12 protein-coding genes are annotated in these 14,982 nt (G+C 63.0%); 11 read left to right on the plus strand and 1 reads right to left on the minus strand.

Going from position 1 to position 14,982, the window contains the following annotated elements:
* Positions 1–118 precede the first annotated feature (118 nt).
* Both ELS24_RS07915 and cysM read left to right on the plus strand, forming a co-directional pair.
* Positions 119–634: a ComEA family DNA-binding protein gene (locus ELS24_RS07915; RefSeq protein WP_127183802.1), complete on the plus strand. Its 516-nt coding sequence runs from the start codon at positions 119–121 to the stop codon at positions 632–634.
* A gap of 82 nt (positions 635–716) precedes the next feature.
* Positions 717–1,625, plus strand: coding sequence for a cysteine synthase CysM (cysM, locus tag ELS24_RS07920; protein ID WP_050447866.1), 909 nt, complete (start codon positions 717–719; stop codon positions 1,623–1,625).
* A 94-nt stretch (positions 1,626–1,719) separates the two neighbouring features.
* On the opposite strand, the gene mltB is transcribed toward cysM, so the two are convergent.
* Positions 1,720–2,874 (minus strand): lytic murein transglycosylase B, encoded by a 1,155-nt coding sequence (gene mltB, locus ELS24_RS07925; protein WP_050447867.1) that lies wholly within the window; start codon positions 2,872–2,874, stop codon positions 1,720–1,722.
* Positions 2,875–2,884: 10 nt separating this feature from the next.
* Between mltB and ELS24_RS07930 the strand changes: the two genes are divergently transcribed.
* The 9 genes from ELS24_RS07930 (at position 2,885) to ELS24_RS07970 (ending at position 14,959) form a co-directional block, all read left to right on the plus strand.
* The gene (locus tag ELS24_RS07930; protein ID WP_083447432.1) at positions 2,885–3,808 is read left to right on the plus strand and encodes a histone deacetylase family protein; all 924 of its coding nucleotides are present in this window, start codon (positions 2,885–2,887) and stop codon (positions 3,806–3,808) included.
* 70 nt (positions 3,809–3,878) lie between these two features.
* A complete protein-coding gene (locus ELS24_RS07935; RefSeq protein ID WP_046802734.1) occupies positions 3,879–4,628 on the plus strand; it encodes an electron transfer flavoprotein subunit beta/FixA family protein in 750 nt (249 codons plus the stop codon).
* The gene (locus tag ELS24_RS07940) at positions 4,628–5,557 is read left to right on the plus strand and encodes an electron transfer flavoprotein subunit alpha/FixB family protein (protein ID WP_050447869.1); all 930 of its coding nucleotides are present in this window, start codon (positions 4,628–4,630) and stop codon (positions 5,555–5,557) included. The genes ELS24_RS07935 and ELS24_RS07940 overlap by 1 nt, the downstream gene beginning before the upstream one ends.
* A 197-nt stretch (positions 5,558–5,754) precedes the next feature.
* Positions 5,755–7,446: an aspartate-alanine antiporter gene (gene aspT / locus ELS24_RS07945; protein WP_127183803.1), complete on the plus strand. Its 1,692-nt coding sequence runs from the start codon at positions 5,755–5,757 to the stop codon at positions 7,444–7,446.
* Positions 7,447–7,471: 25 nt separating this feature from the next.
* On the plus strand, positions 7,472–9,298 hold the full coding sequence (locus tag ELS24_RS07950; protein WP_127183804.1) for a bifunctional aspartate transaminase/aspartate 4-decarboxylase: 1,827 nt from the start codon (positions 7,472–7,474) through the stop codon (positions 9,296–9,298).
* 26 nt (positions 9,299–9,324) lie between these two features.
* The gene (aspT, locus tag ELS24_RS07955; RefSeq protein ID WP_127183805.1) at positions 9,325–11,025 is read left to right on the plus strand and encodes an aspartate-alanine antiporter; all 1,701 of its coding nucleotides are present in this window, start codon (positions 9,325–9,327) and stop codon (positions 11,023–11,025) included.
* 72 nt (positions 11,026–11,097) lie between these two features.
* Entirely contained in the window at positions 11,098–12,924 is a 1,827-nt protein-coding gene (locus ELS24_RS07960; protein ID WP_127183806.1) for an acyl-CoA dehydrogenase, read from the plus strand.
* 151 nt (positions 12,925–13,075) lie between these two features.
* A complete protein-coding gene (locus tag ELS24_RS07965) occupies positions 13,076–13,717 on the plus strand; it encodes a peroxiredoxin (RefSeq protein ID WP_050447874.1) in 642 nt (213 codons plus the stop codon).
* A 276-nt stretch (positions 13,718–13,993) separates the two neighbouring features.
* Positions 13,994–14,959, plus strand: coding sequence for a sulfate ABC transporter substrate-binding protein (locus ELS24_RS07970; RefSeq protein ID WP_240669544.1), 966 nt, complete (start codon positions 13,994–13,996; stop codon positions 14,957–14,959).
* The last annotated feature ends 23 nt before the right edge of the window (positions 14,960–14,982 follow it).

Raw genomic sequence — 14,982 nt, forward strand, 5'->3', positions numbered from 1 at the left:
CCCACGTAGTTTCCGAGGTGGATCATTTCATTCACTGCCCGGCCCAAGAGCGGGGCGGGGAGCCATGATCCGGGTGTGGCTCGGCATCTGCCGCGCCCTTTCTTTCCGGAGACTTTCCATGATCGCTTTTCCCGTACCCGCCATCGCTCGGCGCCGCCTGACCATGCCTTGGCACAACGTCCATGCCCGGCAGATGGCCGCGCGTGCGCAAGGCGCGCGCCGTCCGCTGCTGCACACCTTGGGTGCGCTCCTGCTTATTGCCGGCTTGGGCTTCTCGGCACCTGAAGCGCGGGCCCTGGATGTGAACCAGGCAAACGCGCAGCAATTGGAAACCATCCGCGGAATCGGTCCCCGCACGGCCGAGATCATCATTACCGAACGCGAGCGGGGCGGGCGCTTCGATTCGTTCGAGGATCTGGCCGAGCGGGTGCGCGGCATCGGCGAAAAGAAGGCACAGGCGCTGAAGGCGGCGGGATTGGAGGTCGGTGAAGGGGATGCCGCGGCCAATGCCGCCGCGGCGTCGAGTGCAGCCGCCGCCACTGCACCAGGCGCCGCCGCCGGCAAGCCGCCATCCCAGCCCGCCAACCGTCCGGCAACCGGTAAAACCGCGACCCCGCCGCCCAGTCGGCCCTGACGGTAGCCTGCTGCCTGGGAACCCCTGGCGCGAGCGCGGCTTTTGCCCGCGCTCGCCGTCGGGCAGAGTTATGATCCTTCGCATGACTACTACCTACCCCACTATCGAGCAGACCGTCGGCAATACGCCTTTGGTGCGTTTGCAGCGCATTCCTGGTGCCGCGGGTGACGCGCGTGGCAACGTCATCCTGGCCAAGCTGGAAGGCAATAACCCCGCCGGTTCCGTCAAGGACCGCCCGGCCTTGTCGATGATCCAGCACGCAGAAGCGCGTGGTGACATCAAACCGGGCGATACCCTTATCGAAGCCACCAGCGGCAACACCGGCATCGCCCTGGCCATGGCGGCCGCGATGAAGGGCTACCGCATGATTCTGATCATGCCGGACAACCTGTCGGTGGAACGCCGTGCGGCCATGGCGGCTTATGGCGCCGAACTGATCCTGACTCCGGCCGACAAGGGCGGCATGGAGTATGCGCGCGACCTGGCCACCGAGATGCAGGCGGACGGCCGGGGCGTGGTGTTGGACCAATTCGCCAACCCCGATAATCCGCGTGCGCATGTGGAATCCACCGGTCCGGAACTGTGGACGCAAACCGAGGGGCGCATCACGCACTTTGTCAGCGCCATGGGTACCACGGGCACCATCATGGGGGTGTCGACCTACCTTAAGTCGCGCAATCCGGCGGTCCAGATCGTCGGGGCGCAGCCGGCGGAAGGCTCGCAGATTCCCGGCATCCGGAAGTGGCCCGAAGCCTACTTGCCGAAGATATTTGACCGCAGCCGTGTGGATGCCTACGAATCCATCGAACAATCCGAAGCCGAAATCATGGCACGCCGGCTGGCGGCGGAAGAGGGCATCTTTGGCGGCATCTCGTCCGCTGGCGCGCTGGTCGCCGCCTTGCGCGTGGCCGAGCGCGTCAATGACGCCACCATCGTGTTCATCGTGTGCGACCGCGGCGACCGCTATCTGTCGACGGGCGTCTTCAACTGAGCCTGCCTTGCTTCGGGCCGCACGCCCACGGCACATCGCCCCGTTCAAGACGGGGCGATGTTGTCTTCAAGCCGGGGAATCAGCGGGAAGCCAATCAGCGCGCCACGCGCGTTTCGATCTCATAGGCCAGGTCCGCTACCGACGTGGCGTAGAAATAGCTGCGGTTGTACTTGGTCAAGGCGAAGAAGTTCGGCGTGCCCACACGGTATTGCGCCGTGCCCCGCGCTTCCTCGACCAGGTCCACAACGCCCAAGGGCTGGCTGCTCCAGCCCGCGCTGGACGCGCCCGGCTGCAGGCGCGCGCCAGCCGCCGTCAGCGTGCTCCAGCTTTGCTTGGGTTCCAGCCCGCCGTCAACCAGCGGGGTGGGATCGGCCGGCAGCACCACGGGCGCGAACACCGGCAGGCCGCGTTGCCAGCCATGCTGGGCCAGGAAGCTGCCCACCGACATGACGGCGTCCTGCGTGTTGCTCGTCAGGTTGATATGGCCGTTGTCGTCGCCGTCCACCGCGTAATGCATGATGCTGGTCGGCATGAACTGCGGCATGCCGATGGCGCCCGCATACGAGCCTTGCGTTTCAAGTTCCAGCTTGTCTTTCATGACCAGCGTCAGGAAATCCGCCAGTTGGCCCCGGAACATCGTGGCGCGTTCGGGCTTGTTGGGATCGGGGTAATCAAAGGCGAGCGTGGCTAGCGCATCCAGTACCCGGAAATTGCCCATGTTGCGGCCGTACAGGGTTTCAACGCCGATGATGGACGCGATGATTGGCGCCGGCACGCCGAAGCGTTGGGCCGCCTGATTGAGCAGGTCGCGGTTTTCGTTGTAGAAGTCCACGCCCCAACTGATTCGTTTCGGCTCCACGAAGCGCGAGCGGTAGGTCAGCCAGCTACGCCAGATTTTCTTGCCCGGTGGTGACGGCGCAATCAAGCGCGACACCGTGGCGTTATAGCGCGAGCTCTCAAGCGCCTTGACCATCGGGTCCAGCGGCAGTTGGCGCTCGGCCGCCAGTTCTTCGACAAAGCTGCGCACTTCCGGGCGTAGCGCACCGGTGGCGGTCAGCGTGGCGGGGGCGTCGTCCGGCAGTTCGGAGCCGGGGGTCGGCGTGGTGGGTCCGATGCGGATGGCGGTGTTGGCGGAGGCGGCCGCGGGTTGGGCCGAAAGCGAATTTGGAGCGGTGGGAGCGGTGGTGGAGCAGCCCGCCAGCAGGGCGGAGAGTGTTCCGAGTTGCAGTAATCGCCGACAGATGAACATAATCTTCCTTATGGAGACCATGTATCTTACCCACCCGACATGCCGCTTGCATGAAATGGGCAGTTGGCACCCCGAAAGCCCGCAGAGGCTGGACGCCATTTCCGACCAGTTGCTGGCCAGTGGCTTGATGCCCTATCTGGACGATCGGCAGGCGCCCCAGGCGTCGCGCCACGACCTGTTGCGGGTGCACACCGTCCAGTATCTGGACAGTTTGCGCGAACATACGCCGGACCAAGGGTATTACCCAATCGATCCGGACACGCTGATGAATCCCCACACCTATGAAGCCGCCCTGTATGCGGCGGGCGCGGGCGTGGCGGCGGTGGATGCGGTGATTGGCGGTGAAGCCCGCACGGCGTTCTGCGCGGTGCGTCCGCCTGGCCATCATGCTTGCCGCTCGCAGGCCATGGGGTTCTGCTTCTTGAACAACGTGGCGATCGCGGCGCGCCATGCGCTGGAGTTCCACGGCCTGTCGCGGGTGGCCATCGTTGACTTCGATGTGCACCACGGCAACGGTACCGAAGACGTCTTTGCGGGCGACGAGCGGGTGCTGATGTGCAGCTTCTTCCAGCATCCGCTCTTCCCCAACAGCGGCACGGACCAGCCCGCGGCCAACATGGTGAACGTGCCCGTGGCCGCCTACACGGTGGGGGCCGCGGTCAGGACCATCGTCACGGATACCTGGTTGCCCAGGCTGGAGGCCTATCGCCCGGAATTGATCCTGGTGTCGGCGGGATTCGACGCCCACCGCGAGGACGATATGGGGCAAATGGGGCTAGTGGAAGCCGACTACGCCTGGATCACCGAGCAGATTGTCGAGGTGGCGGAACGGCATAGCCAGGGCCGGATCGTCAGCACGCTGGAAGGCGGTTACAACTTGTCAGCACTGGGGCGTAGCGTGGTTGCGCATATACGAGCGCTGGCGAAGCTGTAGAATCAGGAAAAAATTGTGCAATGCGATCCCGGCGCATGCCGGGTATTTATTTCCATTTGGAGGCAGCGGGATGAAGGTGTTGGTACCTGTCAAGCGCGTCGTTGACTACAACGTCAAGGTGCGCGTCAAGTCGGATCAAACTGGCGTGGATATCGCCAATGTGAAGATGTCCATGAACCCCTTTGACGAAATCGCCGTCGAAGAAGCGACCCGGCTCAAAGAGAAGGGTGCCGTCGCTGAAGTCGTGGCGGTTTCTTGCGGCGTTGCGCAATGCCAGGAGACGCTGCGCACCGCCATGGCCATTGGCGCCGATCGCGGCGTGCTGGTTCAGACGGACGCCGAACTGCAGCCGCTGGCCGTGGCCAAGCTGTTGAAGGCCTTGGTCGACAAAGAGCAGCCGCAATTGGTGATCCTGGGCAAGCAAGCCATCGACGACGACGCCAATCAAACCGGCCAGATGCTGGCCGCGCTGCTGGACTGGCCGCAAGCCACGTTCGCCAGCAAGGTTGAACTGGCCGACGGCAAAGTCACTGTCACTCGCGAAGTGGACGGCGGCCTGGAAACGTTGACGCTGACGTTGCCGGCTATCGTGACCACCGACTTGCGCCTGAACGAGCCGCGTTACGTCACGCTGCCGAACATCATGAAGGCCAAGAAGAAACAGTTGGACACCGTCACGCCCGAAGAACTGGGTGTTGATCCCGCGCCGCGCCTGAAGACGCTGAAGGTCAGCGAGCCGCCCGCCCGCAAGGCCGGCATCAAGGTGGCCGACGTTGCGGCCCTGGTGGACAAACTCAAGAACGAAGCGAAGGTGGTCTGATGACGACGCTGGTTATTGCCGAACACGATAACGCCCAGTTGAAGGGCGCAACCCTGAACGCCGTTGCCGCCGCCGCCAAGATCGGAGGCGACGTGCACGTGCTGGTCGCCGGCGCCAACGCGCGCGCCGTGGCTGACCAAGCCGCTGCCGCCGCCGGTGTTGCCAAGGTCCTGCTGGCCGATGCGCCGCAGTTGGCCGACGGCCTGGCCGAGAACGTTGCCGCCCAGGTATTGGCGGTGGCGTCGAACTACAGCCACATCCTGTTCCCGGCCACCGCGTCGGGCAAGAACGTGGCGCCGCGCGTGGCGGCCAAGCTGGACGTGGCGCAGATTTCGGACATCATCGGCGTGGAATCCGCCGACACGTTCCAGCGCCCCATCTACGCGGGCAACGCCATTGCCACCGTGCAATCGGCTGACGCCGTGAAGGTCATCACCGTGCGTACGACGGGCTTTGACGCCGTTGCCGCGCAAGGTGGCTCGGCCGCCGTGGAAGAGGTTGCCGCCGTTGCCGATTCGGGCAAGTCCACGTTCGTGGGCCGCGAAGTGGCCAAGAGCGACCGCCCCGAACTGGCAGGCGCTCGCGTCGTGGTCTCGGGTGGCCGTGGCTTGGGCAGCGCTGAAAACTTCAAGATCCTGGATCCGCTGGCCGACAAGCTGGGCGCCGCATTGGGCGCCTCGCGCGCGGCGGTGGACGCGGGCTATGCCCCGAACGACTGGCAGGTTGGCCAAACCGGCAAGATCGTTGCGCCGCAGTTGTACGTGGCCGTCGGCATCTCGGGCGCCATCCAGCACTTGGCCGGCATGAAGGATTCGAAGGTCATCGTGGCCATCAACAAAGACCCCGAAGCGCCGATTTTTGGCGTGGCCGATTATGGTCTGGTGGGCGACCTGTTCCAGGTCGTGCCGGAACTGACTGGCGCGCTGTAACGCACAGCAGCTTCACTAGTATGAAAGCCCCGCGGACGGCATGTCCGCGGGGTTTTTTTTGGCCTGCAATCTTCTCCGACTGTCTGATATGTTTGCAGTATTTCTTTTGAATTTCTGAAAGATTCTGATAATGTGCTTCGCGCGGAGCAGGATTTTCGCGCGCGTGTTTGACCTGTACATAACGAAGGAGATTCGGGATGGAATGGTTTTTTGACACATTGCGGAAGTTTCCAGAATTAGCGGTATTCCTCACCCTGGGCCTGGGGTATTGGATTGGAGCCAAGAAAATCTTCGGCTTCAATCTGGGCGCGGTAACCGGGACTTTGCTGGTGGGCGTGTTGGTCGGGCAGCTCGACATCACTATCGCCCCGATTCTCAAGCAGGTGTTCTTCCTGCTTTTCCTCTTCGGTCTAGGCTACGGCGTCGGCCCTCAATTTTTCCGCGGCATGAAAAGCGATGGCCTTCCCCAGGTCATTTTCGCGGTCATCATTTGCGTGATCTGCTTGCTGGTCACCTGGGCCACGGCGGTGGGTTTTGGCTTTGACGCCGGTACCGGCGCCGGACTCTTGGCGGGTGCGCAAACCATTTCCGCGGTGATGGGCGTGGCCACTGACACCATCAACGGGCTGAGCGTGGACGCGGCAACCAAGAAGCAGTGGATCGACAGCATTCCCGTGGCGTACGCGGTCTGCTACATCTTCGGCACCGTCGGCAGCGCGTGGCTGTTGGCCTCGCTAGGCCCCAAGCTGATGCGCGTGGACATCGTCAAAGAATGCAAGGAATACGAAGCCCAGATGTCCGGCGGCGGCGATTCCATGGAGCTGTCCGGCTACCGGAAATTCACCGCGCGTGCCTACAAACTGGACCACTCCGAACTCGTGGGCAAGACAGTTGGCGACCTTGAAGCACGCTTTGTTGACGCGCGTGTCTTTGTCGAACGCATTCGCCGCGGCGATCAGATCATCGATAACGACTCCAGCACCGTGCTGCAGGCCGGCGACGTGCTGGGCGTGACCGGGCGCCACGATGCGCTGGTCTTGCAGGCCGGCGGCATTATCGGCGGCGAAGTCGAAGACCGGGACGTGATCAACCTGCCCGCCGAGATCGTTGAGGTGGTGCTGACCAACAAGAACGTGGCCGGCAAGACGCTCAAGGAACTGGCGGAAAACGAGACCGTGCGCCAACTTGGGCGCGGCGTATTTCTGCGCAAGGTGGTGCGCGGCGGCCACGAGATGCCCGTCAACTGGGGGCTGCAGCTGGACCGCGGCGACCGCCTCTTCGTCTTGGGCGCGAAACGCGACGTCGAGCGGGTAGTGGGCAAGTTGGGCTACGTGGACCGGGCCACCGAGCAGACCGACATGGTGTTCGTGGGCTTCGGCATTTTGCTGGGTGGGCTGTTTGGTTCGCTGGTGCTGACGGTCAGCGGTATTCCCATCACCTTGTCGACCTCCGGCGGCGCGCTGATTTCGGGCCTGATCTTCGGTTACTTGCGCTCTGTGCATCCCACTTTCGGCCGGGTGCCGGAACCTGTGCATTGGTTTCTGACATCGGTCGGGCTGACGGCGTTCGTGGCCGTGGTCGGTATTACATCGGGACCCGGCTTCGTGCAGGGCTTCCAGCAACTGGGCGCCAAGCTTTTTGTGGCCGGCATTATCGCCACCAGCGTGCCGATGATTCTGGGCGTGTTCATCGCCCGGTATGTCTTCAAATTCCATCCCGCCATCGTGCTGGGCGTATGCGCCGGCGCCCGGACTACCACGGCCGCGATCGGACAAATCACGGAAACGGCGAAGAGCCAGGTGCCCGCCCTGGGCTACACGGTTCCCTATGCGATCGGCAATACCCTGCTCATTATCTGGGGCATTGTCATTGTCATGCTCATGACCTAGCGTTCCAAACCAGGAGTACTGAATAATGGCTACCACCTCGCCTCTTACTGTCAGTTTGGCCTCGGCTTTGAAAACGACCCGTTCGCGCCAACGAGACCTGGAACAGTTGTCTCCCTTTGAGTTAAAGGATTATCTGATTACGCTGGCCAAGGAAAACCAGCACACGGCTGCCTTGACCATGTTGAACGCCGGGCGGGGTAATCCGAATTGGATCGCCACCGAACCCCGCGACGCCTTTTTCCTGATGGGCCGGTTCGCCATGAAGGAAGCGCGCCGGGTGCGCGATGACACCATTCTGGCTGGCATGCCGGCCAAGAAGGGCTGTGCTGACCGGCTGCGAAAATTCCTGTCCAAGCACAAGGGCGAAGACGGCTACGACTTCCTGGTGGGCGTGCTTGAGTACGGCGTGAAGATCAAGAGCTTTGACCCGGACGAGTGGATCCACGAGCTTACCGACAGCATCATCGGCGACAACTACCCCGTGCCGCCGCGCGCGCTGGTTCATATCGAACAGATCGTGCATGACTACCTGATCAAGGAAATGTGCGACGGCCGCCCCCCGAAGGGCAAGTTCGACCTGTTCCCGGTCGAAGGCGGCACCGCCGCCATGTGCTACATCTTTGACTCGCTGATGCAGAACGGCCTGTTGAAGCAAGGTGACACCATCGCGCTGTTCCTGCCGACCTTCACGCCCTATATCGAGATTGCGCACCTTGAGCGCTTCAAGTTCAAGATCGTCGCCATCAACGCCAGCAGCATGCGCGCCGACGGCACGCACGACTGGCACTATCCGGCCTCTGAAATCGCCAAGCTGGAAAATCCGAAGATCAAGCTTGCCGTGACGGTGAACCCGAGCAACCCGCCATCGGTGGCGTTCAACCCGGTCGAGATGAAGCAGATCGTGCGGCTGATCCGCAAGAATCCGGACCTGGTGCTGGTGACCGACGACGTCTACGGCACTTTCGTGCCGAACTTCCGTTCGCTGATGGCCGAGGTGCCGCACAACACTATCTGCGTGTATTCCTTTTCGAAGAATTTCGGTTGTACGGGCTGGCGCCTGGGCGTGATCGCCACGCACGAGACAAACACGATGGACCGGCGCATCGCCGAACTGCCCGCGGCATGGAAGCAGCGGCTGAACAAGCGCTATGGCGCCATGACGATGGAACCCGAAAAATTGAAGTTCATCGACCGTATGGTGGCCGACAGCCGCAATGTGGCGCTGAACCACACGGCCGGGCTGTCGTTGCCGCAACAGGTGCAGATGGGCTTCTTCGCGCTGTCCCACCTGCTGGACCTGAAAGACGCCTACAAGCACCTGACCATGGAAATCGTGCGCGCTCGCCGTGATGCGCTGTGGAGCGGGCTGGGCATACCGGTGCCGCCCGAGGACCCCGCGCGCGCCTGGTATTACGTGGAACTGGACTTCATGGTGTGGGCCAAGGTCATGTATGGCGACGCCTTCTGCAAGTACATGACGTCGAATTACGAGCCGGTGGACTTCCTGTTCCGCTTGGCTGAAAAAACAGGCGTGGTGTTGATGGACGGCGGCGGGTTCGGCGGGCCGCCCTGGTCGATCCGCATCTCGCTGGCCAACCTGGATGATGCTGATTACGCCAAGATCGGCAAGTACATGGTTGAATCCGCGACCGAGTACGTCGAAGCCTGGAAGGCCTCCGAGCTGGTGCGCTCGGGTCCGACCGCCGGTAAGGGGCAAACGTTGAAGGCCAGCGCCGCCAAGCGCTCGCCCAAGAAGGCAGCAAAGAAGGTGGCCAAGACGGCGGTGAAAAAGGCGGTCAAGCAAGCCGACACTGCCGCCAAATCCGCCAAGAAGGCCAGGGCCCGCAAGTAGGCAACCACTACAGGCGACATGACCCCATGACATGCTCGGTCGGGTTTTTCAACAGCGTCCCCATTGCGGTGTTGTTTGTCACGGTGGGCTTGGGATACCTGATCGGCAAGTTGAAGCTCGGACCGATTCAACTGGGCGGCGTGTGCGGCACGCTCATCGTCGCCCTGTTGATCGGTCAGACGGGTTGCCAGATGCGTGGCGACCTGAAAGAGGTTGCGTTCGCACTGTTCATTTTTGCCATGGGCTATTCGGGCGGCCCGCAGTTCTTCGCCAACCTGAACCGATCCAGCCTGCGTTATATCGCCTTGCCGATCATCGAGGCGCTGCTGGTGCTGAGCATTGTGCTGGCGGCCGTGCCGCTGTTTGGCCTGGACGCCGGCACGGCGGCCGGTCTGGCGGCGGGGGCGGCGACCGAATCGGCGGTGGTGGGCACCGCGGCCGAGGCGCTCAAGCATCTGGGCCTGCCGGACGCCGAAGTGCAGCGCATGGAGGCCAATATCGCCACGGCCTACACGCTGACCTATCTGGTGGGTTTGATCAGCATCGTGTTCTTCACCAGCCAGGTTGCGCCCGCGCTGCTGCGCATCAACTTGCGCGAGGCTTCCAAGGCCTTGGAAGCCAAGCTGGGCGTGGCCGCGGGCGAGGACGAGGACGTGAACCTGCCGACCTTGCCGCGCCTGGTGGGGCGCGCGCACGTCGTCAAGGATGCCGACGGCATGAAGGTTGGCGACGTCGAGGCGCAGTTGGGCGGGCGCACGGTGATCAGCCGCATTCTGCGCAACGGCGAGGCCGTAAACGCCACGCCAGAAGACACTGTGACCACCGGCGATGTGGTGGTGGTGCTGGGCTTGCGCCGTTTCGCGCTGCGGGCCGGCACGGTCGTGGGGCCTGAAATCCTGCTGCCCGAAGCGCATGCGGACGATCTTCATATGAGCGAGTTGGCCGTGATCGTCAATAAAAAGGCGATCAACGGAACCACGATGGGGGAACTGGCCAAACGGCCGGGAGCGCGGCGCGCGCGTGGCGTTTTCGTGCAATCAATCATGCGGTCGGGCCATATGTTGCCGCTGACGCCGGCCACGGTCGTGCAGTACGGCGACCTGGTGACGCTGGTGGGCGCCGAACCCGAACTGTCGGAGGCCGGCGCCGCGCTGGGCAATGAACTGCGCCGCAGCGGCATTACCGACCTGGTGTTCCTGGCTTTTGGCATTCTTGCCGGCCTGATGATCGGCAGCCTGAGCGCGCGCCTGTGGGGCATTCCGGTGTCGCTGGGCAGTGGCGGCGGGGCGCTGGTCAGCGGGTTGGTGTGCGGATGGATCAACGCCAAGCGGCCTACGCTTGGCCATATGCCGGACCATGCCGTGCAACTGCTGAAAGACCTTGGGCTGGCGGTCTTCGTGGCGTGCGTGGGCTTGTCGGCGGGGCCCGAGGCGGTATCGCTTATCCGTGAACACGGCGCCGTGCTGCCCGTGATCGGCTTGCTGGTGTCCCTGGGACCCGCCTGCCTGTCGCTATGGGTGGGCCACAAGATACTGAAGATAGAAGGCCCCTTGCTGGTAGGGGCCATTGCCGGCCAGCACGTCAGCACGCCCGCCATCAGCGCCATCTTGAATGCCAGCGGCAGCTCCGTGCCGCTGCTGGGCTACACGGTGACCTATGCCATCGCCAACGTGCTGTTGCCCGTGCTGGGACCGATCATTGTGTCCTTGGCGTACCATCTGAGTTAAGACGCGAATTCAAAAAACGCAGTAGACGCGAGGCGCCAGGCGCCTCGCCGTCGTTTTGCACCCGGAGACACCATGCCCTATGTAACCCCGCTACAGGATTTCCGCTTCACGCTGAAAGAACTGGCCGGCCTGGACGACATTCTTAAATTACCCGGCTTTGACGACGTGACGCCGGACCTGGTTGACGCCATCCTGGAAGAAAACGGCCGCTTCGTGGAGCAGGCGGTGGCGCCGTTGAACGTACCCGGCGACACGCACCCACCGGTCTGGAACGACGGGCAGGTCACCACCACGCCCGGCTATGCCCAGGGCTTCAAGGATTACGCCGCGGGCGGCTGGCAGGGCTTGCAGCATCCGCGGGAATGGGGCGGACAGGGCTTGCCCAAGCTGCTTGCTGCCGCGCCGGCCGAGAACATCCAGGCGGCCAGCCTGGCGTTTTCCTTGTGCCCGATGCTGACTGATGGGGTTATCGAAGCGGTGTTGACCGTGGGTTCTGACGCGCAGCGCAAAGAGTACGTGCCCAACCTGATCGCGGGGAAGTGGACGGGCACCATGAACCTGACCGAACCGCAGGCGGGCTCCGACCTGGCCCAGGTCGCCACGCGCGCCGTGCGGCAGGACGACGGTACGTTTCGCCTGTTCGGCCAAAAGATCTTCATCACCTTCGGTGAGCACGACCTGGCGGAAAACATCATCCACCTGGTGCTGGCCCGCACGCCGGACGCGCCGGCGGGTGTGAAGGGGATCTCACTATTCATCGTGCCCAAGTTCCTGGTGGAAGCGGACGGCAGCCTGGGCAAGCGCAACGACGTCTGGTGCGCGTCGTTGGAGCACAAGCTTGGCATTCACGGCAGCCCGACGGCGGTGCTGCTGTATGGCTCGGGCAAGGGCGAAGTCGGCGAAGGCGCGGTGGGTTATCAGGTCGGCGAACTGAACCGTGGCCTTGAGTACATGTTCATCATGATGAACGCCGCGCGTTTTTCGGTGGGCCAGCAGGGTATCGGCGTGTCTGAACGGGCGTATCAGCACGCGCTGGCGTACGCGCGCGAACGCGTGCAGGGGCGCGCGGTGGAAGGGGCGGCCGGGCCGGTGGCCATCGTGCGCCATCCTGACGTGCAACGCATGCTGCTGACCATGAAGGCGTTGACGGAAGCGGCCCGCGCCGTTTCGTACGTGACGGCTGCCGCGCACGACAAGGGCACGCATCACCCCGACCCTGAACAGCGCTCGCGCAACCGGGCGTTCTACGAATACATGGTGCCCATCGTGAAGGGCTACTCGACCGAGACCGCGGTGGAGGTCGCGTCGCTGGGCATTCAGGTGCACGGCGGCATGGGCTTCATCGAGGAAACCGGTGCGGCGCAGTTTTATCGGGATGCGCGCATCCTGCCCATTTACGAGGGCACCACCGCCATTCAGGCCAACGACCTGGTTGGCCGCAAGACGCAGCGCGACGGCGGCGCTACCGCCTACGCGGCCATTGCCGCCATGCGCGAGACGCTGCGCGCGGTCGAGGCCGAGTCGGCACGCGCGGCCGCGCCCGAGCGCGATGCGCTGCGCCTGTTGCGCGACAACCTGGATGGCGCCATCCAGGCCTACGAGGCAGGCGTCGGCTTTATTCTTGAGCAGTCGGCCGCGAACGTTCGCGCGGTGTTTTCCGGCAGCGTGCCCTACCTGATGCTGGCCGGCGTGGTGCACGGTGGATGGCAGATGGCGCGCGCCGTGTTGGCGTGCCGTCGGCATCTGGCAGCGGGGTCGACGGACCCGTTCCATAAGTCGAAGATCGCGACGGGATTGTTCTATGCCGCGCACATCCTGCCGCGCGCGCTTGCCCTGTCCGCAGCAGTGCGCGCCGGGGTCGTGGCGGACGCCTGCGGGGCGGACGCGAATATTGCATAAGGTTATATGGCTTGCGTATTTCGTCGGCCGAAGGTTTGATGGAAGAATCGTTTTTGACGCGTTAAGCTGCACGTTCAAGCCCCATTTCTGAGCGGCCCGTTGAAGCCGGGCGGCCAGATCCCTCCCACTCTATCCGCATACAGGAGACACCATGAGCCATCTACGTCTGGGCGACACCGCCCCTGATTTTGAACAGGATTCCTCGGCCGGTCCCATCCGCTTTCACGAGTATCTGGGCAATAGCTGGGGGGTACTCTTTTCTCATCCGGCCGACTTCACGCCCGTGTGCACCACCGAACTGGGCTACACGGCCAAGCTTGCCGACGAATTCGCCAAGCGCAACGTGAAGGTGCTGGCCCTGTCGGTTGACGGCACGGATTCCCATACGAAGTGGATCGAAGACATCAACGACACGCAGTCCACCCAGGTCAACTTTCCCATCCTGGCCGACAAGGACCGTAAGGTCTCCGAGCTTTACGACATGATCCACCCGAACGCCAACGCAACCCTGACGGTGCGTTCCGTGTTCATCGTGGACCCGAACAAGAAGGTGCGCCTGATCATCACGTACCCGGCCAGCACGGGCCGCAACTTCAATGAGATCCTGCGCGTCATTGATTCGCTGCAACTGACGGACAGCCACAGCGTGGCCACGCCGGTCAACTGGGAAGATGGCGACGACGTGATCATCGTTCCGTCGCTGCAGGACGAAGCCGTTATCAAAGAGAAGTTCCCCAAAGGCTACAAGGCCGTGCGTCCGTACCTGCGCGTTACGCCGCAACCGAATAAGTAAATTCGGATTTCGGGGGGGAGCCCCTATGCGTTGAAAGCGGTTTTTCGCCGCCCGAACCGCCGCCTTTCCCATAGGGAAACGCGGCGGTTTTTCTTGTTTGGGATGGCGGTCCTATATGCCTGCGAGCGATGAGCAATCAAATAATGATTCGTTCCGTTCAGGATGGGCAACACGCACACTTGCTTCCATATTGCCAAATACAGGGAGCAGGGAATGGCGTTCGGGAAAGCGGGTTGGTTGGCCACGCTGGTGGTGGCGGCGGTTTCTCTGACGGCCATGGCGCCGGCTCAAGCTCAGCAAAAACAAACCTTGTTGAATGCGTCCTACGACCCCACGCGCGAACTCTATCGCGCCATTGATGACGCCTTCATCAAGCAGTACAAGGACAAGGCCAATGTGGACCTGACGATCCGCCAGTCGCACGGCGGTTCGGGCCGCCAGGCGCGCTCGGTCATTGATGGGCTGGAAGCCGATGTGGTGACGCTGGCGCTGGCCTATGACATCGATGCCATCGCCGACCGCGGCTTGATCCCCGCGAACTGGCAGTCGCGCCTGCCGCGGAACAGCTCGCCCTATACCTCGACCATCGTGTTCCTGGTGCGCAAGGGCAACCCCAAAGGCATCAAGGACTGGGACGACCTGATCAAGGACGGCGTGCAGGTCATCACCCCCAACCCGAAAACCTCGGGCGGCGCGCGGTGGAACTACCTGGCCGCGTGGGCCTACGCGCTGGAAAAGAACGGCGGCAGCGAAGATAAGGCGCGCGCCTACGTCAGTGATCTGTTCAAGCACGTACCGGTGCTGGACACCGGCGCACGCGGCGCCACCACGACCTTCGTGGAACGCGGCGTGGGCGACGTGCTGCTGGCCTGGGAAAACGAAGCCTTCCTGGCGCTTGAAGAACTGGGTCCGGACAAGTTCGACATCGTGGTGCCGTCGCTGTCCATTCTGGCTGAACCACCGGTGGCCGTGGTCGACAAGACCGTGGACAAGAAGGGCACGCGGGCCGCCGCCCAGGCCTATCTGGAATTCCTGTACACCCCGGCCGCGCAAGAGATCATCGCCAAAAATTACTACCGGCCCATCGACAAGACGGTTGCCGCCAAGTACGAAAGCAAGTTTCCCAAGCTCAAGCTCGTCACCATCGACGACAAGATCTTCGGCGGCTGGCGCAAGGCGCAGAAGGACCATTTCAGCGATGGCGGCACCTTCGACCAGATCTATCTGCCGCAGAAGAAATAACGACAAGGTTCTGGAACGACGGC

This window comes from Achromobacter spanius, from assembly GCF_003994415.1.
Taxonomy (GTDB): Bacteria; Pseudomonadota; Gammaproteobacteria; order Burkholderiales; family Burkholderiaceae_B; genus Achromobacter; species Achromobacter spanius_C.